The sequence below is a fragment of the Pseudoalteromonas piratica genome (assembly GCF_000788395.1).
Lineage (GTDB): Bacteria > Pseudomonadota > Gammaproteobacteria > Enterobacterales > Alteromonadaceae > Pseudoalteromonas > Pseudoalteromonas piratica.
This window is the reverse complement of record NZ_CP009888.1, coordinates 2,039,912-2,062,195: the sequence shown is the minus strand read 5'-3', so window position 1 is coordinate 2,062,195 and position 22,284 is coordinate 2,039,912. Positions and strand designations below refer to the sequence as shown.

Sequence of the window (22,284 nt, the reverse complement as noted above, 5' to 3'; positions counted from 1 at the left end):
CCACTTTCCGGAATAAATCAAAATTGATAACGAAGGTTTATACCATATTGGCGACCCTCAGCTTTGAAATCTTCTAACATGCCCAAAAATGAGCTTAAGTCGAATTTCAAGTGGCTATAGTGTTCATCTGTTAGATTTTTACCCCAAAGATTAACATGCCAAGCTGCAATACTATACGAAATATTCGCGTGCCATAACAATACATTATCTTGCATTGCAGACTCATTCATATTTTGATCAAAATAGTATTCAGACTGATAATCATTGCCGAGGGAAATAGCTAACTCGCCATCACTGATATTCAACCGGTAATTTATGTTACTCGCAATATTCCACTCAGATGTAAATGGTAAACGGTGATCAGTTAACGCATTACCCAAGGGATCAACATACTCGTCAAACTCTGCATGAGGTAAGTATCCAACATTGAATGTGATATCTATATCGCTACCCAAAAACCACGTATTTTCAAGCTCTGCACCATAAATTGTTGAAGACGCAACATTTTCAAGCAGCTGTAACGGTGGTGCACCGGGCGTTGCACTCGCCTGATTCATAAACACTTGTTGGTCTTGATAGTCATAATGAAACACGGCTGCAGCGATTTTCCACTGGTTATCAAACAGTTCTGTACGTAGGCCAAGTTCATTAGCTAGTATATATTCGGGACCATACGCCGCAAGTTCCGCTTGCTCCGGAGTCGCAATGAATCCGCCATAATAACCACCACTTTTATAGCCATTTGATAATGAATAATATAATTGCGTTCCATCTAATGTTTGGTAATTAAGCGCCAATTTACCAGACACTTGATCATCCGTCTCACTACCTGACACGGTATAATAATCTATGGTTTGTCCTGCTAAATCACTCGGGTCTAACACAATATTCAAATCGCTATGAGATTCATACTGTGTTGTCTCATCGGTATAACGCGCACCCAGTACCACAGTGAATTGATTATTTATTTGCCAGTCGAATTGACCGAAAATTGCCGTTGATTCAATATTTATTGTATTGTCGTAATAAAAAGTCGTTGTGAGGGATGGATCCAAAATCCCCCTTAAATCGCGGAGAATATCATTAAAATTATTTTGTTTAATATCTTCATGTAAATAGTAAATACCTGCCATTAAATGGCCAATATCAAATGTCGACGATAGACGTAATTCTTGGCTAAACGCATCATCTTTTGTGCCCAAGTGCCCTTCACATAACTGCGCTGGACTGCCATCACAATTAAAACCATGATCTCGATTTAGCGAGTTATAAGCGGTAATACTGGTTAACTCTAGCGTGTCGTTTAATTGATAATTAAGTTTTAAAGAAGTCCCAATATTCTCAGTGTCGTGTTCCTGTTCATTATTTACCATAACATCAAAAAAACGTTCACTGCCGTCATTAAAACCAAAAGCATCAAAACAATTGTTAGAGCCTAACTCTTCAACACTACACAGCACACCGTTTACAGGATCTTTAAAAATACCAATGGAACCTACAGGATTAACTGTGCCATTCCAATCATTACCATTGAGTTTGAAATGTAAGTCAAACTTGTCCCACTGCCCAAGTAAGGCAACGCGATAGTCTGTTTGCACCATGCCAGCTTGCTCTGAACCAGGTAATAAGTTATTGGTTGAGTAATCATATTCTTTACTGCTTACTGAAATTCGAGTTGCTATATTTTCGCTAAGCGGTATGTTTGCTACGCCTTCTAATAAGCCAAAATCGAGATTACCACGGCCTACCTTTATATAACCATCGAGTGTGTTAAGTTCTGGCAGTTTATTACGAATTAAAATTGCCCCCCCAGTGCTGTTACGTCCAAACAGTGTGCCTTGTGGTCCGCGAAGAATCTCAATGCTTTCTATATCAAACAAATTAACTAACTGATTATTTGCCGCACCTACCGTGACATCATCTTGATAAATAGCAATTGGCGAAGTATTGGATGTGTTGTAATCAATTAAGCCAACCCCGCGAATGTTGATGGCAGGTGTAGTACCCTCTGCAGCATTTTGAGAGATTTTAACGTTAGGAATTAAATGCCCTATTGCAGTAACATCTTTAAGCTGCTCTTTATCAATTTGTTCTCCATCAACCGTTGATAACGTAACTGTAACTTGTTTGATGGGTTGGGCACGTTTGGTAGCATAAACTTCTATAACTTCCATATCGTTTGATACTTGTGCGTAAGAAGGGGCGCAAGCGAGTGCACAAGCAACATAAAGTGAGCGTAATTTCATCCGAATGCAATCTTTTTGTTAGTTATAAACCTAAGTATAATCAATGAATTGCAAAGGTACTAATTTTTTAATTATTGTACCTCAAATCCATCAAATTGTTTGGTTTGAATGTAATCCCACGAGACTTTCTCAACATCTGCTTGGCTTGGGCCTTGTTCAAGAAACTCGGTAAACTTAATCAATTTGAGATCTTGCCCTGTGGCTTCCACTTCAACTTCACCATTAGCTAAATTTTTGGCATAACCACAAATTCCCAGCTGCTCAGCTACTTGTTTTACCGAAGCGCGATAAAATACACCTTGCACTCTGCCAGCAACAATAGCTTTTAGTGTTCGCTCAGACATAACAACACCTATTTAAATCGATTGTCTAATCAAACTTAGTCGGTGACCATCGGATTGCCAAATTTTTCATAATTTTTTGTAAATTCAGTCGCTAATTCACCTTTATTAGCGGTTACATCAATATTTGCTAGACAATCTAATGCTTCTCGTCTCGCTGATAAATTGAACTGTTCTGAATCTGGGTTGATAAAGCCATGCTGATAAGGCGCTCGATAGATGGATAAGCTCGTATTTTTAGCAAGCACGCCGATAACCTCATCTTGATCAAAATGGCGCTCAAACTTTGCAAATACCACATGCCAAGGAACAGACACTTTTGTTTCAAGATAATGCCGAATCTGACCTGGATAAAATGCAATGCCTTGACGCAATGCAGTAAAGACATTTTGGCAAGCCCAAATAGCAGCACCGCCGGCACTAAAACCGATGGTAATTTCTATCTCATTGACATTTTTTAGATTTGCTATGCGCGCTAAGTAGTTATCCATACCGCCCATATTTATAAAGTATTGATATGCATCTGTTTCATTAGCAAAAATGGGAGGTTCTTTATGATAGGGAGAAATTGAGGTTACTTGATGCTTGTTACCTAATAATTCACATATCTCAATATGCGCTTCGGTTTCACCGAAAATATCACTGGCTATCAGTATTTTCATTGTTATAAGCCCTTTCTCAAAAGCGTATTCTACTTGTAAGCGAGTAAGAGGTTAACTAAAATAACGACCTTTTTTATCTGCAGCAACCGGAGCCACTATGTCTGGGGTTATTTATCTTCAACCAGGGCGTGAAAAGTCATTAAAACGCAAACACCCTTGGATTTTTTCGAAAGCCATTAAGAAAGTAAAAGGCAACCCAGGTTTAGGGGATACCGTCAGTGTTTATGACGCGGATGGCAAATTTCTAGCCATTGCGGCATACAGTCCTCAATCGCAAATCCGTGCGCGAGTATGGTCATTTGACGAAAACACAATAGTCGATACTGACTTCTTCTATAACCGTCTTAAACAAGCACTGAGTTTGCGTGATTACGTTATTGATGAAGGTGGCCTCACTGGCTTTCGACTATGTGCTGCTGAATCAGATGGTTTACCGGGTATTACTATCGATAAGTTTGATAACTATCTTGTATGTCAGTTATTAAGTGCAGGTGCAGAGCGCCATAAGGGTGAATTAGTTCAAGCTCTTATTAAGTTGTTTCCTGGTTGTAACGTGTATGAACGCTCTGATGTAGATGTACGTAAAAAAGAAGGTCTTGAGCCTATCACGGGTGTATTGCACGGCAACGCACCAACAGAGCCTGTAAGAATAATGGAAAATGGTCTGGCATTAGAAGTTGATATTTTAGGCGGCCACAAAACCGGCTTTTATTTAGATCAGCGTGATAGCCGTAATGCGTTGAGTCGTTTTTCTAAAGATAAAACGGTACTTAACTGCTTTAGCTATACCGGTACATTTAGTTTATATGCACTTAAAGCAGGCTGTGAAAAAGTGACTAATGTGGATGTATCTGAAAGTGCATTAGCAATTGCTAAACGCAATGTTGAGCATAACAATTTAGATTTATCTAAAGTCGATTTTATCAAACAAGACGTATTTAAACTGCTTCGCGAATACCGTGAGAAAGGTGTTCAATTTGATACCATCGTAATGGATCCACCAAAGTTTGCTGACAGCAAAGCACAGTTAACGGGAGCATGTCGAGGTTATAAAGACATTAACATGATTGCCATGCAAATTCTAAAACCAGGTGGTACCTTACTGACATTCTCATGCTCTGGCTTAATGGAACAAAATCTGTTTCAAAAAGTAGTAGCAGATGCCGCACTCGATGCAGGGCGAGAACTTCGCATTATGGAGCGCTTAAATCAGGCACCTGATCACCCTATTGCCGGTGAATACCCTGAAGGCTTCTACTTGAAAGGGCTTATTTGTAAAGTGCTTTAAGCCTAAATTCTGTCAGATCCTATTTATGGATCTGACAGTTACTTTTATATGGTTCTGGATTAACAATCACCGCCTCCACCAGAACAATCACTACTCCCGTTTGAACCACCGCTGCCACTTATAAAGCCACCACCCCCTAAAAACCCGCTGCTATCTGAACTACTGCGATTACTGTTAGTAAAACTTGGGTTAATTGTGGCTTTTAAAATTGAAATCATAATAAGCAGTGTGAAAATAATTGGACAAACAATGGCTTGCATCGTCGAATCGGAATACACATCAGTAAAATACCCTGAAGCCACTAAACCAACTAAAATGATTATCCATGTTCTCATATTTAAATCCTTTGTTTAACTCACAGCATCCTCAACAGTATCAGTTAAAGTAGTTAAATTTAAAGCGTGAGATACTCAAGAGATTGGGTTTGCTATGCGTATTTTGAACATTAAAAAAGGAGCATTTAGCTCCTTTTTTAATTTATCTCTAATACTTCTAACCCCAGTAGGTATTCTTTTTCTTCTACTTCACTGCACCGTACTACTCTCGCTAACGCATCAAGTGACGGCACACTGTTGTTACTGGCATCAATTCGCACCTTTACTTCTGTTGTTACTTCTAAAGGCTCGTCAATTTCAATCGACATACCACTGGCACTTAGGTCACGACATACTCCATCAATTTTTCTTCCGGCTTCAGAATCTAAAATGACAAGCTGCGCTTCTGCATTGACCAGCATGCGAAAAAAATTACGTTTATCTTCATACAACATTAGATTTCCCCTAAACTTCCTGTCGCAGGACTATTATTACCACAGCAAAATGCGTTTTCCAATAACAAAAAATTTACATTTCTTGCGATTTTTTATTCAGAGCTACACTCTTTAATTGCGTTTTGTATACGCTTCAAAGAGATAGGATACGCTGTTCCTAAATTCTGGGCAAATAAAGAAATGCGTAACTCTTCTACCATCCACCTAATTTCTTCAAGTTTTTGCTTTTCTGTATTAGAGCGCGCCTTGCCAATGGCCTCTTTTAAAATGTGCTCAGCCTTTTCAACATCCAGCATTTTTAATTTATCTTGATGTGGATCGATAGGTAGCTTCTCTAATCGGCGCTCAATACCTTTCAAGTAACGAATAACATCTTTAATGCGCGCTGCACCATGGCTGGTAACAAAGCCTTTAAATATCAGCTTTGAAAGCTGATCTTTAATATCCCCTTGTGCCATGATCATGGTGAAATCCGATTTGCCTTTGAGCTTTTTATTGAGGCTACTCACTAAACTCAATGCCGCTTCAACATCGAGGGCAATGGCCACAACGGCATCGCCAAGCTCGCCACGGATGGTTTCTTTCACATCATTAAATGACTGTTCATCACGTATAGTGCTACTCGATGCCAAAATAGAATCTATCGCAGCAGCAATACAATCATCGATAAGTTCGTTAATTTTACCAAACGGATTAAAATAAAGGCCTAGCTTGGCTTTGTTTGGCAACTTTTGCTGTAAATATTTAATTGGTGATGGAATATTTAATAGCACTAAACGACGCAGGCCTTTCAAATGTGCCTCATCCGCTTTTTCTTTAGCATCAAACAACTTAATGCTGGTTGCTTTACCATCATCAACCAATGCCGGATAGGCTTTAACTTCATATTGGCCTTGCTTTTGAACATAGGAAGAAGGCAACTCACCAAAAGACCAATCAACTAAGTCGGTTTGTTCAATGCCCTTCTCTGCCACTTTGGCAAGGTTATCGTTAACCTTGCCCTTAAGCTTTTCTTTCAGTTCGTCTAAGTCAAACCCGCTTGCAAGTAATTTATTCTTCTCATCTTTTACCGCAAATTGCAGTTTCAAATACGCAGGCAATGCGCCAAAGTCCCACTCTTGATTTTTAATTGTGATACCCGACATACGCAATAACTGCTTGCTAATTGCGTCAATAAAACTGCCCTGCATTGGCTCAAGTGAGGCCATAACGGCATCAGCATAATTGGGTGCTGGCACAAAATTACGGCGTGTGGTTTTTGGCAATGATTTAATCAGTGCAGTAATTAATTCATGACGAAAGGCCGGTATATGCCAATCAAACCCGGTATTTTCCACTTGGTTTAACAAGGCCAATGGAATTTGCACCACCACGCCATCAAGCGCCTGTCCTGGTTCAAAATGATATTCTAGTGGTAAAAATAAGTTGTTTTGCTGCCAAACGTCAGGGTAGTTTTCTTTACTAATATGCGCGGCATCATGTTGCATTAATGCCGCTTTATCCATATGTAAGAATTTAGGTTCCGCTTTTTTCTGTTTCTTCCACCACGTATTAAATTCTACACGGCTAGTGACGCCCTCTGGCAAGCGTTGGTGGTAGAAGTCCATTAAGGTTTCTTCATCCACCAAAATATCACGACGGCGTGCTTTGTGTTCAAGATCTTGCACTTCATCAATGAGTTTTTGATTAAAGTTTAAAAAACTCTCACTCTGGCCAAGTTGTTGTTCCACCAAAGCGCTACGAATAAAAATTTCACGGCTTAACTTGGCGTCAATCTTATTAAACTGTACGCTTTTACGTGAAACTATCGTCAGTCCATAAAGCGTTTGTTGTTCAAATGCCATAACAGCGCCGACTTTCTTTTGCCAGTGCGGCTCACTGTAGCTGCGATTAACTAAATGCTGAGCAAGCGGTGCAACCCAAGCTAGATCGATTTTGGCATTAATACGGGCAAACAGTTTGCTGGTTTCAACCAGTTCAGCTGCCACCAACCATTTAGGAGATTTTTTGAAAAGACCAGAGCCTGGGAATACAAAAAACTTGCTTTGACGCGCCCCTGTGTAGATTTGGTTATCGTCTTTCATACCAATGTGGCTGAGCATACCCGCCAAAATTGATTTATGAATTGCTTCATAATCACTGGGGTTTTGATTAATCTTAAAACCCATCTCTTCACAAGTAGACACCAACTGGTAAACAATATCTTGCCATTCACGCACACGCATATAGGCTAAAAACTCCGTTTGACAGAGCTTTCTAAATTGATTGCGCGACAAAGCTTGTTGTTGTTCTTCTAAGTAACGCCATAAGTTTAAAAAGGCAATAAAGTCAGAGTCTTTATCGGCAAAGCGGCCATGGCTTTCTTGTGCTTTGGCCTTTTTATCCTGCGGAAATTCGCGCGGATCTTGAATCGATAACGCTGCAACAATAACGATGGCTTCAAACATCGCATTAAAACCATTTGCTGCGTGCACTATTTTGGCAAGACGAGGATCAACAGGTAAGCGGCTCAGCTCGCGACCCGCTTTTGTGAGTTTGTACTCTTTTTTTCGTGTGACTGGCGTAATTGCTTGAATTTCTTCAAGTAATCGTAAGCCATCCGTAATATTACGGTTATCAGGTGCTTGCACAAATGGGAATTCACTAATATCACCTAAACCAAGAGCAAGCATTTGTAGAATAACTGACGCTAAATTAGTACGCAGAATTTCAGGATCGGTAAATTCTGGACGACCTAAAAAATCTTCTTCTGAATAGAGACGAATACAAATACCTTCAGCCACACGGCCACATCGCCCTTTTCTCTGATTAGCACTGGCCTGCGAAATAGCCTCTATAGGAAGGCGCTGTACTTTGGTGCGATAGCTGTAACGGCTTATGCGCGCTGTACCTGGGTCAATAACATAGCGAATGCCCGGTACCGTTAACGAGGTTTCAGCCACGTTGGTAGATAACACAATACGACGGCCCGAGTGCGAGGCGAAAATGCGGTTTTGCTCTGCATTGGAAAGGCGTGCATAAAGTGGCAACACTTCGGTATTTGCAAGGCCGCGTTTTGTGAGTGCATCGGCAGTATCGCGAATTTCACGCTCACCATTCATAAAAATAAGAATATCGCCCGGCCCAGCTTGCATTAGTTCATCAACTGCATCAAAAATCCCTTGTAGCTGATCGCCCTCAGCTTCCATTTCGGTTTTGTTGATTTCAGTTAACGGACGATAACGCACTTCTACTGGATACGTACGGCCCGAGACTTCAATAATCGGCGCATTATTAAAATGTTTTGAGAATCGCTCTGGGTCGATGGTCGCAGAGGTAATAATCAGTTTTAAATCGGGGCGTTTCGGTAACAGGTTTTTCAAATAACCTAAAATAAAGTCGATATTTAAACTGCGTTCGTGCGCTTCATCGATGATAATGGTGTCGTATTGATTTAAAAATCTATCTTGTTGAATTTCTGCAAGAAGCACACCGTCAGTCATTAGTTTTAAATAGCTTGAGTTTGATACTTGGTCGCTAAAACGAATTTTAAAACCGACTTTCTCACCAATAGTAGTGCCAATTTCTTCAGCAACACGGGCAGCTACGCTGCGCGCCGCCAATCGGCGCGGCTGGGTATGGCCAATTAGCCCGGCAACGCCGCGGCCTAATTCCATACAAATTTTGGGCAACTGCGTAGTTTTACCTGAACCGGTTTCACCTGCCACAATCACCACTTGGTTCTCACTAATGGCTTTTTTGATGTCGTCTTTTTTCTGACTAACCGGTAAGTTTTCTGGGTAACTTACTTTCGGCAGGTTTTTTAAACGTAATTCACGCGCTGCAATGCTTTTCTCAATATCTGAGGTGATACTTGAAAGTACTTTAAGTTGTTTTGCTTCATCGCTAATTTTTTTCACACCATCGAGTCGGCGCTTAAAGAGAAACTGATCTTTTTTAAGGCAATTTTTGAGAAGTGAATACAGTTGCTGTTGTGGATTAGCCATAGATAAATAAAGCGGAAATTCAAAAGCCTAATAATACCAAAATGATAACCATAAAATAAGGGAAGCATTGCGCTTCCCTAATTTAAATTTTTACCAAATAAGTATTTATTCGTCTTTAAAAATTGCCACATAGGTTGGCTGATTCGCCATTTTAGATGCGCGATACATGCCTTTGGTGTTAAATGGCAAACTGATATTACCTTTATTATCAACAATAATTACGCCCCCAGTGCCCCCAATTGGCTTTAGCACCTCATGAATAACCTCATCGCCTGCTTGTTTAATGGTTTTGTTTTGATATTGCACACGTGCACAAATATCTGACGCCACACTGTAGCGAATAAAATATTCGCCATGGCCGGTTGCAGACACAGCACAAGAGCGATTGTCGGCAAATGTGCCTGCGCCAATTACCGGTGAATCACCAATACGACCAAAGCGTTTAGCAGTCATGCCACCTGTAGAGGTACCTGCGGCAAGGTTTCCGTGTTTATCTAAAGCAACAGCGCCTACTGTGCCCATTTTATATTGTTCAGGCAGTTCGCGATGATTGGCTTGATAATTTTCAGTTTTATTAAGTTTCTTTTTGGCTCGTTGTAATGCTTCAAAACGATGTTCGGTATCGAAAATGGTATTCTCAACCAGACTCATGCCATTTTTCTTAGCAAACTGCTCTGCGCCTTCACCGCTTAGCATCACATGCACTGACTCTTCCATCACCAAACGCGCTAAATCGATAGGGTTTTTAATATGTTTTACACCCGCAACTGCACCTGCTTGACGGTCACGCCCATCCATAATTGAGGCGTCAAGCTCATGGTGGCTATCATAAGTATAGACAGCACCGATACCTGCATTAAAAAATGGCGAGTTTTCTAAAATATTAATTGCAGTGGTCACTGCTGTTAAACTCTCACCACCGTTTTCAAGCACTTTATAACCTGCCTCTACCGCTTCTTGCAGTTTAGCGCGATAAGCCGCTTCTTTTTCAGGTGTAAATTTACTTTTATCTATGGTGCCAGCACCGCCATGAATAGCGATAGAAAATGGCTGCTCGTTTGCAGCAAACGCACTGGTAGATAAAAGCGCTGTAAAGAGCGCCGTTGCGAGTGATTTATTCATTAGTATTTTCCTTTTGTTACTGTCTAATTTGCAAGGCAATTGGCTTTATTTCAAGCATTTTCGATGAACCACATAAAGACAGTCTTTTTTGTTCTAGATCAACGCAATTGCTTCACAGCGGCGTAGATTAATAAGTAAAGAATAGGAGGCATTATGAACAAAAACGCGATTTTAATTGAGCTTAAAGAAAAGCAAATCGAACTAAGTAAACGCATTAATGCTATTGGTTCAGACTTTAAAAAAGGTCGTTCGCAAGATTTTGCTGAACAAGCCACTGAAAGTGAAAACGACCAAGTGCTCGATGGTATTCGTCACGAAGCAAATTTAGAACTTCAACAGGTCAATGCTGCCATCACTCGCTTAGAAAATGATAATTATGGCATCTGTAGCCGTTGCGATAATCCAATATCAAGCGAGCGTTTAAACGCATTACCCTATGTACAAACTTGTATTAACTGTGCCCAATAAGGATTAACAACCATGTTTATCGAAAAACACGACATGCATCATGAATTCCCTGAATTTAATGAAGAAATTCGCGAATTAAAAATGACAAATGCGCACTTTTCTAAACTATTCAAAGAGTATCATGAGCTGGATCATGAAGTGATCCGCATCGAAGAAGGGGTTGAAAATACCACGGATGCGTACTTAGAAAAGCAGAAACTACGTCGTTTACACTTAAAAGATGAGCTTTATTCAATGCTTAAAGCGCATAAAGAAAACTAAATACACATGCATAAAAAAAAGCGCCGATTGGCGCTTTTTTATTAACGTTTTATAAGCTCAATTAAGCTTCTTGCTCTGCTTTAAGACGTGCAAGACGGTTAACTTGAGGCATTGACGTTAAGAATGAGTAGATTGGTGGTAAGTAGCCACGCTTACGAAGTTCTAGAAACTCTTCGTCAGCCATTTCATTTAGCTTCTTCTCGTCGATTAGGTAGATACCGTTGATATCGCGCTTCTCGCCTTTGATTTCAAGCGTTAGAGTTTGTGCGATAAGTAGTTCTTTATCTGCTAAGAATTTTGTGAATGCCGCAGTTACTTGCGAGAATTCAACAAATGCAATTAAACCTTCTTTACGACGCTTAAGGTAATCTGTCTCTTCACCTTTCTCATCGAAAAGTGCATTACCTTCTTCTTTATTTACAAGATCGCTTGATTCGTTAATACCAACGAATAACTGGTCTTCATTCTCTGGGTTTTTGCTAAGTACTAACGGGTAACGCGTTAGTGCGTGAGGAAGGTAAGCACCTTGCCATTTGCCGTCTTTCACAAACAGGTTTTCATTTGGCTCTAAACCAAGCATTGCAACTGGCTGGAATTCACCTGTTTCGTTATTTTTTACAAATACGATTGGGTATTCGTTAGCTACACGTGCAAATTCGTGTGCAACAACTGGTACTAAATGTTGATCTTTAACTAGGTCTGTGTTGAAACCGTTTTTAATTTTAACATCTTTGTGTTCAACATTATGAAGAGGCTTTACTACGTCCGTCATCTTACTGCTCCAATAGGATTCTAATTATTTATAATAGTGCTGCTAGGCTAGCGGTTTTGATTGTAAAAAGAAAGTAAAAACCTCGTTTCTTTTTAATGTATGTAAACGTCTATTTGATGCCCAACATTTCATTACAAAATGATATAAGGACGAACAATTATTTTTCAAGGGAACGGGTGACAAAAAGCCACAATTTGTGTCTAATTGATAACAACAAAACAGCGCTGTCATTTATTAAGAAGTGTCGAAATGCAAACTAAGTCGATTCAATCAATTATTATTTTAGGTGGTGGTACAGCCGGTTGGCTTGCTGCTAATCATTTAGCAATTAATCTAAAACCTAAAGAACAACACGGTATTAAGATTACAGTAATTGAATCCCCCGACACTCCAACTATTGGTGTGGGCGAAGGCACCGTACCTTTGATGCGAAATACACTTAAAGAGTTTGGCATCAGTGAAGAAAAGTTTATTAAAGAGTGTGATGTTTCCTTTAAACAAGGCATTCAATTTGATAACTGGATGAAGCCTGTAGATGGCAAAATGCACTCGTACTATCACCCTTTTGACTACCCTATTTTAGATAATGACAGTGTTGCCGCTTGGCTTCAAAACCCAGTAATGCCCTTTGCGCATGCCATGAGTCGTCAAGCGCTGTTGTGTGATAATCATAAATCTCCCAAAGCCATTACTGACCCGGAATTTTCTGGGCAAGCGGCGTATGGCTATCACTTAGATGCGTACAAATTTTCAGATTTACTTAAACACCATGCGATTGACAATTTAGGTGTTGAACACCTAATGGCACATATTGAGGATGTGACGCTTTCAAGTGATGGTACAATCGACACTCTAATTAGTTTACAAGGCGATGTATTTAAATCAGATTTTTATATTGATTGCTCTGGCTTTTGCAGCCGTTTAATCGGGCATGCGTTAAACGTCCCTTTTATTGGGAAAAGTGATGTGTTATTTGTCGATAAAGCACTTGCGATTCAAGTGCCACATGACAACGAAATGCCAGAACTCCCCTCATCGACTATTGCAACAGCATGTGATGCCGGCTGGATATGGGATATTGCACTGCCTACAAGGCGTGGTATCGGTCATGTGTTTTCTTCAAAGCATTGCAGCGTTGATGAAGCAAAGGCCACGCTTGCAAATTACTTAAATAAACCAGTGGAAGAAATACAACCACGTTTGATAGATATGAAAATTGGCCATCGTGAAAAATTTTGGCATAAAAACTGTGTTGCCATTGGTTTATCTCAAGGGTTTGTTGAGCCTCTTGAAGCCACTGGTCTACTTGCTTTTGATGCTACCGCTAAATTACTTGCTAAATCCTTCCCCACCAATACAGCACAATTAGCCCAAGCTGAAAAACGCTATAACAACTATGTGAGTGGTTTATGGCAAGGGGTAATAAACTTTATCAAAATGCATTATGCCGTATCCGACAGGGACGATACCGCATTTTGGCGTGATAATCGTGATACAGCTAGTTGGCCTTTGGAATTACAAGAAAAGCTTGCACATTGGCGTACGCATATTCCAAGCTTATATGATTTTGAACGTGGTTTTGATGCGTTTCGCTTAGAAAATTATTTGTACGTTTTATACGGGATGAATTTCCCGACAGACATTGGTGATATCGCTTATCGTTATCAAGCACCAGACATTGCACAAAAGCAGTTTGGTTTAATCCAAAGGCAAGCAATTCAGGTTGCTGACTATTTAGAAGATAATTTAACGGTGATTAATAAAATCAAGCAATTTGGCTTAAGTAAGGTGTAATCGCGATGGCAATCCCAAAGAGAATAGTCGTGCTTGGTGGTGGCTCAGCCGGATGGATGGCAGCAAGTTTGTTACATCACAGCTGGGCAAATAAAGGTGCTGAAATCACCTTGATTGAATCAGACATAATTGGCGTTGTTGGCGTAGGTGAAGGCTCGACGCCATCACTCAAATATTTTTTTGAAAAGTTACAAATTGCCGAAAATGAATGGATGCCATTTTGTAACGCTACCTATAAGTGTGGCATAAGCTTTCCGGACTGGACGTCACATTTAGATGAAAACGAATATTTTCACCCCTTTTACTCTGATCATGATTGGAAAACAGGCCAAGCGTTTATTCACAACTGTAATGTAAGACGTCAAGGGTTTGACATTGAAACAAGGCCTAATCATTACTGGTTACAAGCTAAACTAGCTAAAAATAATCTCAGCCCTAAACTCAAACAACCGCAAAATAAAGAGCTGGATTATGGCTATCATTTTGATTCGCAAAAGTTAGGCGAGTTTTTAAAAAATCGTGCTATCAAGCTAGGTATAAAGCACATTATTGGTACCGTAGAGGTTGTTAATAATGATGATGAAGGCGTACACAGCCTAACATTAAACTGTGGTAAAACCATTGCTGGCGATTTATTTATTGATGCCACAGGTTTTGCCAGCTTATTGCTACAAAAAACGCTTAAAGTGCCTTTTATTTCATACAAAGATTATTTATTGAATGACAGTGCGATTGCCATCCCAACCGAGACGCGAACAGATGACGATATTTCTCCACAAACGGTTTCTCGCGCATTAAGTGCTGGTTGGGCATGGACAATTCCCCTAAGAAACCGAAACGGTAATGGCTATGTGTATAGCAGCAAATATATTTCACCAGAAGATGCTGAAGCTGAGCTGCGCGCTTATTTAGGCATTAGTGATCGCCATGATATTAAAGCACGTCACATAAAAATGCGTTTAGGGCGCGTTGCAAAACACTGGCATTTAAATGTACTTGGCGTTGGTTTATCTCAAGGGTTTATTGAACCGCTAGAAGCCACAGCCTTAAGCTGTATTCAATACACCGTAGAACATTTTATTGAAACAATAGAAAAAGGCGGTGACGTTTCAGCACTGCAAGAACCATTTAACCAGCAGATCAATACTGTTTATGATGCGATACGCGACTATATTAGTGCCCATTACCGCTTAAATACACGTATTGATTCAGACTACTGGCTCGCCAATAGAGAGGCCGATTCTCCTGAGAAACTCATCAAAATACTAAGCGCTTGGGATGATCCAGCAAGCCAATTTGAAAGTACATTAAAAAGGTTAAATGCAGAAGTGATGTACTTCTCACCCAGTTGGTATTGTTTGTTAGCAGGTAAAGGGCGATTTAAGCATAAAGCGCAAACACTTTCCTCTTCAATTAAAACCGCAAATGTGGCTGATATTGATAATTACTGCGAACAACAAGCCACACATTTTAAGCCACACCATCAGGCCCTAAGCAATGATTAACAACTAAGTTGTAAAATATTAGTCAAGGGATCTGACTGTTAAATTAATAAAGGATTATTTTGTTTTCCATAAATAAAAACTTTACCGTGTCTGAGTCATTGATTGCTGATTCTGAACATAAAGTCATCGTTATTGACAATGCATTCAATGATTTAGATAAAATTATTGATTACGCCAATACAACCGCCTATTTTCATCCACCGGGCAATGATGGCACCCTTTACCCTGGTAGTCGTGATGAAATGCCTGCCCCCTACTACGAGGCATTTTCAGCACTTTTGAAATCAGTTTTTCCATCGAGTATAGAACATCAAGTTGCTCGCTGCTGGTTATCAAAAATTACGCTTAAACCTGACCAACTTTCCCCCATGCAAACCATGCCCCATTATGACTCATTGTTACATGAAGATATGGCTGCGGTTCATTATTTATCTGGCAGTGAGCTAGGTGGTACCAATTTTTATCGCTATCGCAAAGGTAAGAACCTAACGCTTTCGAAAGAGGATGAACCAATAATTTTAGAGATGTTAAAACAGCATCAATCATCGAAGGCCAAAGGGTATATTGAACAGTCTAACGAGGTATTTGAGAAAGTGCACACTGTTGAGGCACAGCCTAACCGTGTTGTTATTTACTCAGGCAATATTTTACACAGTCCATCTGTTACTGCGCGTGTGGAATTTGATAAAAAAAGTGCAAACAGTCGTACTTCAATTAACTCCTTCTTTAAACGTTTAAATTAATCTTTGGTATTGCTATAAGGCTGGGGTAATAGACTCAGCCCATCACTTTGCACTACGCCAACAACTTCGAATTTTAGGCATAAAAAAGCCTCGCAATTGCGAGGCTTTTTTATAGGTTAACTTTTTTGCTTAGAAGCGGAAAGCTACACCCACTTTATAGCGTGCTTCACCTTCAAAGCTCCACGCTGGGTAACCGTTACGAAGGTCAGCTTTAACTTCTGCATCACCTGTCGCAGTACCAATTTGGATGCTGTCTTCTTCAGTGATGTTAACAGCTTCAAATGTTAGGTCTAGGTAATCAGTAACTGAGTACTTAGCAGTTAGGTCAAGTGTACCGTAGTCTTGGTGCTCGCGGTTACCGTAGAAACCAGGTAATTCACGTACCATGTACTCTGAACGCCAGTTATACGCTAAACGTACGCTGTATGTTTCAGTCTCGTAGTAACCTACTAGGTTAACTGTGTGATCTGAAGAATCAGAGAATAATTCGATACGGTCTGGGAAGTTTTCCGCAGGCGCTTCTGAATCTACGTAAGTATAGTTAGCTTGGTAACCAAAACCATTGTCAAAGCCATCTTGAATTTGTAGCTCTAGACCTTGGATTTCACCACCAGAACCAGTGCCTTTAGTTGCAACAGTCCAGTTATCTAAACCTGTATCAGGGTCGATGATACCAACACTTTGGTTAAGCTTTTGGTCAACCTTAGTGAATGATGAAATATCTTTGATGAAGTAAGTAGCACTGATCATGCCATCGCCATCAAAGTAGTATTCAACACCTAAGTCTGCTTGAGTTGCTTTGAATGGCTCAAGACCGATATTACCAGTAGTAATAACTTCGTTACCTAACGTACCATCTTCATAACCAGCTAATGTAGAAGCTGCAAACATATCAGTGTAGTTAGCACGTGACATTACCTGCGCTGCTGAGAAACGTAAGATTACGTCTTGCGTTAGGTCAAATGCAACGTTAACACTTGGTAGTACTTCGCTGTAATCAGCTGAGTCAGTGCTTAAACTGTTCGCGTAGTTACCATTTGCATCAAGTGCATAGTAATCAGATGATGCATCAGTTGTAACATAACGTAAACCGAAGTTACCACGTACACCTTCACCTGAGAAATCAGCCATTGCGTATAGTGAAATATTTTCTTCGTTTACTGTGCCGTAACCAGACTTGTAAGCAATTGATGTGTTATCAAAGCTAGTAATAGCCGCGTAACCATCAGCAAGCATTTGGTCTAGGTTTGGTTTAGGTAATGTGTAACCAGCGCCAGAGCTGATAGTACCTGAATAGTAATGTGACGCATCGTATGCTGGGATGCTATCAACTAAGTTTGCAGTGTAAGTTTCCTGTTTAACATCGTGGTCAGCCCAACGGAAACCAGTTTTGATTGCCGTGATTGCACCAAAATCCACAGGGAATTTTAAGTCAAACTGTGCATACGTCTCTTCATCAGAGTTAGGTTGCTTTTTAAGTGCCCAACCAGCTGAAGATAGTTGACCTTGGAAGTCATCTGCAGTGAAGTTTTTGTTAGCAACATCAATTTTAATAACATCACCAGTTGCATCGTAAGTACCTGCATAATCAGCTGGTGTACCTAACCAGAAACCGTAGTTTGAAGTAAGATCTGTACCACCGTCAGATTGTGTATTACCTACACGACCTTCAAGTTCAAAGTTTTCGCCAACATATTTAAAGTCGAAGTCAACAGTGTCTGATGTCATCGAACCTGCACGGCCCCATGTTTGTGCCCAACCAGGGTTAGCACCAGTACCTGTGCGACGGTAGAAAGTACATGTACCATCAGCATTTACTGACTCACATGCAGCTTCTTTATCATCTGGGAAAATAGCAAATAACGACGTGTTTGCGTTGTTTGCAGAAAGCTCTAGGCTCATGATATTTAAGCCAAGCTCTAAGTTATCTGTTGGGCGGTATTGGAATGCAGCATTAATCGCAGTACGCTCACGCTCTTGTTGGAACGTTGTAGGTACAATGTCACCCCAACCAACAAGTGATTCGATACCGTTACGTTGGTAATTAGTTTCTGAGTATGCTGCAGCAACTAATGCACCGAATGTTTCGTCATCGTTTTTCCAGCTATATAAACCAGAAACTTCAGGATCTGTCTCTTCAGAAATTGTACCGTAGTCAGCTTTAACGCTACCGAAGATAGTATTTGCATCTAAATCTAACGGCTTACGCGTATTAACAATAACTGTACCACCGATACCACCTTCTACAACGTCAGCTTGTGACGACTTGTATACTTCGATACCGCCAACCATTTCAGGTGGAAGAAGTGTGTAGTTAAAGCTACGGTCGATAGCTTGTTGGTCATACCAACCCGTAGAAGCTACTGAGTGACCGTTAAGAAGTGTACGTGTTAATTGTGCAGACGCACCACGAATTGAAACCTGCTGGCCTTGACCGAATGCACGGTTAACAGCAATACCAGAAATACGACCAAGTGCTTCACCTACATCGCTATCTGGAAATTTACCAACGTCTTCTGCTGAAACTGCATCTACTACAGAGTCAGAGAAACGTTTTGTATTAAGAGAAGCTTCTAGTGAACGGCGAATACCGCGTACTTCAATTACTTCTACATCTTCTTTTGCTTGAACTTCTGAATCAGCTGCAACAGCAACGCCTGAAAAACCAGCGCCCATTGCTAAACCGATGTTAACTGCTAATAAGCTTTTTTTGAAATTTTTAGCTAACACAGGATTCCCCTTGAATCATTTTGTTTTGGTTTAATTCACTTTCTGCCCAGTGAGGATGACAGCGTTGTCATCTACTAACAAACCTTACACGTAAAATTACAATATCGCTACAACTTTTTTTGCATTTTTTAAACAATTCGACCCTTTTATATATAACAATTGAGAACAAATTATTTACAAACGCAATAAAAAATTATCATAAACCCTTGTAAATAAAGGGCTAACGACGCAAATACTATAACACAATGGAGTAATTAACTGTAAAGTGAAATGTGTAAGAAAAGATTATTATGATAGAGGTCGGAGCAGAAAATAATGCCAACAAACGATTTGATAGAAAAAAACAGGCAATAAATTCTTATTGCCTTAATAAGCGCTTTGCTTAGCTTAGTTGGTTAAACTCAAAACTAATTGAGGGCCCCTATCACTGGGCAGAATGATAGAAGTGGAGCCCTCAAATCTAAATTCAATTAACTTAGGGGAACATAAATGACAGCGCTGTCATTTGTTAATAAGAATGATAAAGACACCGGTGTCATTTGTCTACTCTTATTTGAATTATTTTTCATTTTAGCCTCTTAATTAAGGTAAGGATTATTATATGACGTCAGAATAAGTACTAATTTAGGTTAATTTCGTCAGGTATCGCTTGTACAAACTTTATTATTCTGATTGGAAGGTGGTTTTTGAGGGTGCCAAAGTGGTTAAACTTGCGGTATATGTCAACCTAGTTTAGGAAACTTTAGGTCGTGATACATCGATTATAATCTCGACTTTAAACTGCGAAATGAATTGTCGTGTTCTAAACAAATGATTAATAGTAATTTTTCTCAATAAACGCTATTAAAATAAAAAAGCCCAAACATTCGTTTGGGCTTTCCAAGCTTATCATAATAGCGGCTTAAGCCGTCCAATACACTTCTACAGGCACTTCAGTTTGCTGCAAAATAGCGCGAAGCGGCATATCTGCGACTTCACCACCCGCTTTTGCTGTTTTGTAGACTGCCAGTTTTTCTTCACCACTAATCAAAAGTTTAATTACTTTTGATTGTAAAATAGCTGCTCGCGTTAATGTCATACGCTCAGTAATATCACCTGTCACATCGCTTTTGATTGCTTCAATTGCAGCAACTAAGTCAGATGTTGTTAGCGCATTATCTAGGCCTTCAGCATGTGGGAATAAAGAAGCTGTGTGACCGTCTGGTCCCATACCCAAAATTGTCACATCAAAGTTTTGTTTCAGTGATGCATACGCTTCTTGGCATTCAGCTTGGCCCAACTGTGCTGTCTCAGCGGCGTTTTTCATCGTAACTAAATTTGCTACCGCAGCTTTGCCTTGTAATAACGTTGATTGAATAAAAGCTTCATTACTTTTTTCGTGATCCGCATCGACCCAGCGCTCGTCTACCATAGCAATGTCAATTTTATCCCATGCCATATCCAAGCCACTTAAATAGCGATAGGCAGGCGCTGGCGATGAACCACCTGATACCATTAAAACAGCACGGCCATCTTGCTCAATACCGTTTGCTAAACATGCTGCTAAGTCTTCACCAAGTGCTTTATTGTAAGCATCTTTTGAATCAAAAAACTTTTCAATAATATTGGCTGACATTAGTCTTTGCTCCCTGCGTTGTACCACGTGTGGTTATTTTCCGCTAACAGTTCATCGGCATCGTCAGGACCCCAAGTACCTGCACGGTATAGTGCAGGCATGCCTGCTGTTTTCCAGTGGTTGATAATTGGATCAATCCACGCCCATGCTTGACGCACTTCGTCACGGTGAATAAATAGTGACGCATTACCCGATGCTGCATCTAACATTAAACGCTTATAAGCATCTGAATGGAAACCATTTTCATAGTTTTTAGATAAATCTAAATCAAGGGTTACAGGTTCTAATTGCATCTCTAAGTTGTCTAAGCGCTTAGACATTAACGTTAATTGAATGCTTTCTTCCGGCTGTAAACGAATAACCAAACGGTTTGGTTCAATACCACCTACAGTTTCATCATAGACATTGTGCGATACATTTTTGTATTCAACGATAATTTCAGCGCAACGCTTCTTCATACGTTTACCTGTTCTTAGATAGAAAGGAACGCCTGACCAACGCCAGTTATCTATATGTGCACGGATAGCTACAAAAGTTTCGGTTTCACTATTCTCGCCAAGTTCCTCAAGGTAACCAGGTACTAATTTGTCATCTAACTGCCCTGGTACATATTGACCACGAACTGTGTTTGCCTCAACATCTGCATCCACTAATGGACGTAACGCTTCTAGTACTTTTAACTTTTCAGTGCGAATACTTTTTGCAGTCAGTTTGTTAGGAGATTCCATCGCGACTAAGCAAAGTAATTGTAATAAGTGGTTTTGTACCATATCGCGAAGTGCACCAGCCTTGTCATAAAAGCCTGCGCGGCTTTCTAAGCCAACGGTTTCAGAAATACTGATCTGAATATTATCAATGGTTTTTGCATCCCACATATTTTCAAACATCACATTTGAAAAACGCAGCGCCATTAAGTTTTGAACCGTTTCTTTACCTAAATAGTGGTCAATACGGTAAATTTGGCTTTCTTTAAAATACTCTGCAATCTTTGCATTGATTTCTTCAGCTGATGCGCCGCAATAACCAATTGGTTTTTCAACAACAACACGCGTTGTGTCAGTAATTAGTTGGTTATCTGATAATAACTCGCTACAACGACCATAAACGGCAGGTGGTAAAGAGTAATAGAAAACTCGCGCTTTATCGTCAGCGTCTGATTCCAGTAATTCTTTTAACTGTAACCAGTTATCGTCTTGCTCGGTAACATTAACAACCATAGGTTTTAAAAACGTTGAAAATGCCTTCCAGTCTTTAGCGTTATATTCGCCCTTAGCTAAAAACGATTTTAAGCTTTCTTGTACTTTGTCGATAAACTCCTGTTCATTTGCTAATGCCCTCACCGTTGGCACAATACGTGTTCCTTCCGGTAAATTTCCTTCTTGATAAGCACGGTACATCGCAGGTAGCAGTTTTCTCAGTGATAAATCACCACCACCACCAAAAATAACTATATCGAATGGGTTTAGCATAATTGTTCTCTTGGTTTTAGTAACTTGTTGTTAAGTACAATATAGAAGTAGTTTTTAGTTCGCTATGTTAGCACTAATTGCGTTTTGGGTAAGCAATTTATACATGCTAATTTATAATGAATTCGTATGTAACTGATTTAAGATTAAAATGTAATCCGAAAAGAGTTTTCAGGAGTAACGATGCTCTCACCCACCGTTACCCCTGAATACTCAGCGCTACTCAGTTCACTGTGTTAAACGGATATGAGCATTGGAAACGTCAACTCTCTCACCAACTGACGTTCCAATTGACTCAGCGCTACCCGTTCAAAGGTATTTGTTCACTTTGTATATCTACAACAGTGCAGTTCAAAGTGTATTGTGTGCAAATTTTAGCTGTTGCTATGACTCAACAGCAGTAGGTAGAAAGGAGTTTTGGGAACATCAACTCTCTCACCAATTGAAGTCCCAAATAACTCAGCGCTACCCGTTCAAAGGTATTCTTCTAAGCGTTCTTTCGCTTTTAATTCTTTT

At 40.0% G+C, this 22,284-nt stretch carries 17 protein-coding genes; 6 read left to right on the top strand and 11 right to left on the bottom strand.

The annotated features are described in order from the left end of the window. Positions 1-17: 17 nt before the first annotated feature. The 3 genes from OM33_RS09615 to OM33_RS22040 all read right to left on the bottom strand — a co-directional run bounded on the left by OM33_RS09615 (position 18) and on the right by OM33_RS22040 (position 3,249). On the bottom strand, positions 18-2,246 hold the full coding sequence (locus tag OM33_RS09615; protein WP_038641206.1) for a TonB-dependent receptor: 2,229 nt from the start codon (positions 2,244-2,246) through the stop codon (positions 18-20). A 71-nt stretch (positions 2,247-2,317) separates the two neighbouring features. Further along, positions 2,318-2,590, bottom strand: coding sequence for an acylphosphatase (locus OM33_RS09610; protein WP_038641204.1), 273 nt, complete (start codon positions 2,588-2,590; stop codon positions 2,318-2,320). A 35-nt stretch (positions 2,591-2,625) separates the two neighbouring features. Continuing rightward, positions 2,626-3,249, bottom strand: a complete 624-nt coding sequence (locus OM33_RS22040) for a dienelactone hydrolase family protein (protein ID WP_052140961.1) — start codon at positions 3,247-3,249, stop codon at positions 2,626-2,628. A gap of 97 nt (positions 3,250-3,346) precedes the next feature. Here OM33_RS22040 and OM33_RS09600 point away from each other — a divergent pair, with 97 nt between their 5' ends. Continuing rightward, entirely contained in the window at positions 3,347-4,537 is a 1,191-nt protein-coding gene (locus OM33_RS09600; RefSeq protein WP_038641202.1) for a class I SAM-dependent methyltransferase, read from the top strand. A gap of 59 nt (positions 4,538-4,596) precedes the next feature. On the opposite strand, the gene OM33_RS09595 is transcribed toward OM33_RS09600, so the two are convergent. The 4 genes from OM33_RS09595 to OM33_RS09580 form a co-directional block, all read right to left on the bottom strand. Beyond that, entirely contained in the window at positions 4,597-4,872 is a 276-nt protein-coding gene (locus OM33_RS09595; RefSeq protein ID WP_038641200.1) for a hypothetical protein, read from the bottom strand. A 137-nt stretch (positions 4,873-5,009) separates the two neighbouring features. Then, a complete protein-coding gene (locus OM33_RS09590; RefSeq protein ID WP_038641198.1) occupies positions 5,010-5,306 on the bottom strand; it encodes a PilZ domain-containing protein in 297 nt (98 codons plus the stop codon). 92 nt (positions 5,307-5,398) lie between these two features. Then, entirely contained in the window at positions 5,399-9,292 is a 3,894-nt protein-coding gene (gene hrpA / locus OM33_RS09585) for an ATP-dependent RNA helicase HrpA (RefSeq protein ID WP_038641197.1), read from the bottom strand. Between the two features lie 105 nt (positions 9,293-9,397). Continuing rightward, positions 9,398-10,414, bottom strand: coding sequence for an isoaspartyl peptidase/L-asparaginase family protein (locus OM33_RS09580; RefSeq protein ID WP_038641195.1), 1,017 nt, complete (start codon positions 10,412-10,414; stop codon positions 9,398-9,400). A gap of 153 nt (positions 10,415-10,567) precedes the next feature. Here OM33_RS09580 and OM33_RS09575 point away from each other — a divergent pair, with 153 nt between their 5' ends. After that, a complete protein-coding gene (locus OM33_RS09575; protein WP_052140960.1) occupies positions 10,568-10,882 on the top strand; it encodes a TraR/DksA family transcriptional regulator in 315 nt (104 codons plus the stop codon). A gap of 12 nt (positions 10,883-10,894) precedes the next feature. Then, positions 10,895-11,143 carry a YdcH family protein gene (locus OM33_RS09570; RefSeq protein WP_038641193.1) on the top strand — a complete coding sequence of 83 codons (249 nt, stop codon included), beginning with the start codon at positions 10,895-10,897 and terminating at the stop codon, positions 11,141-11,143. Positions 11,144-11,204: 61 nt separating this feature from the next. Here OM33_RS09570 and OM33_RS09565 read toward each other — a convergent pair whose 3' ends face one another. Beyond that, a complete protein-coding gene (locus OM33_RS09565) occupies positions 11,205-11,915 on the bottom strand; it encodes a SapC family protein (RefSeq protein WP_038641191.1) in 711 nt (236 codons plus the stop codon). Positions 11,916-12,164: 249 nt separating this feature from the next. Here OM33_RS09565 and OM33_RS09560 point away from each other — a divergent pair, with 249 nt between their 5' ends. Genes OM33_RS09560 through OM33_RS09550 form a run of 3 tightly spaced genes read left to right on the top strand, consistent with a single transcriptional unit; the run spans position 12,165 to position 15,957 of the window. After that, complete coding sequence (locus OM33_RS09560; protein WP_038641189.1) at positions 12,165-13,709, top strand: tryptophan halogenase family protein; 1,545 nt, start codon at positions 12,165-12,167, stop codon at positions 13,707-13,709. Positions 13,710-13,714: 5 nt separating this feature from the next. Further along, on the top strand, positions 13,715-15,214 hold the full coding sequence (locus OM33_RS09555) for a tryptophan halogenase family protein (protein ID WP_038641188.1): 1,500 nt from the start codon (positions 13,715-13,717) through the stop codon (positions 15,212-15,214). A 59-nt stretch (positions 15,215-15,273) separates the two neighbouring features. After that, positions 15,274-15,957, top strand: a complete 684-nt coding sequence (locus OM33_RS09550; RefSeq protein ID WP_199922437.1) for a DUF6445 family protein — start codon at positions 15,274-15,276, stop codon at positions 15,955-15,957. A gap of 129 nt (positions 15,958-16,086) precedes the next feature. Here OM33_RS09550 and OM33_RS09545 read toward each other — a convergent pair whose 3' ends face one another. From OM33_RS09545 to zwf, 3 genes are all read right to left on the bottom strand, one after another. Beyond that, positions 16,087-18,687 carry a TonB-dependent receptor gene (locus OM33_RS09545; RefSeq protein WP_038641184.1) on the bottom strand — a complete coding sequence of 867 codons (2,601 nt, stop codon included), beginning with the start codon at positions 18,685-18,687 and terminating at the stop codon, positions 16,087-16,089. Positions 18,688-19,588: 901 nt separating this feature from the next. Then, on the bottom strand, positions 19,589-20,302 hold the full coding sequence (pgl, locus tag OM33_RS09540; RefSeq protein WP_038641183.1) for a 6-phosphogluconolactonase: 714 nt from the start codon (positions 20,300-20,302) through the stop codon (positions 19,589-19,591). Beyond that, a complete protein-coding gene (gene zwf / locus OM33_RS09535) occupies positions 20,302-21,771 on the bottom strand; it encodes a glucose-6-phosphate dehydrogenase (RefSeq protein ID WP_038641181.1) in 1,470 nt (489 codons plus the stop codon). Before zwf ends, pgl begins: the two co-directional genes overlap by 1 nt. Positions 21,772-22,284 lie beyond the last annotated feature (513 nt).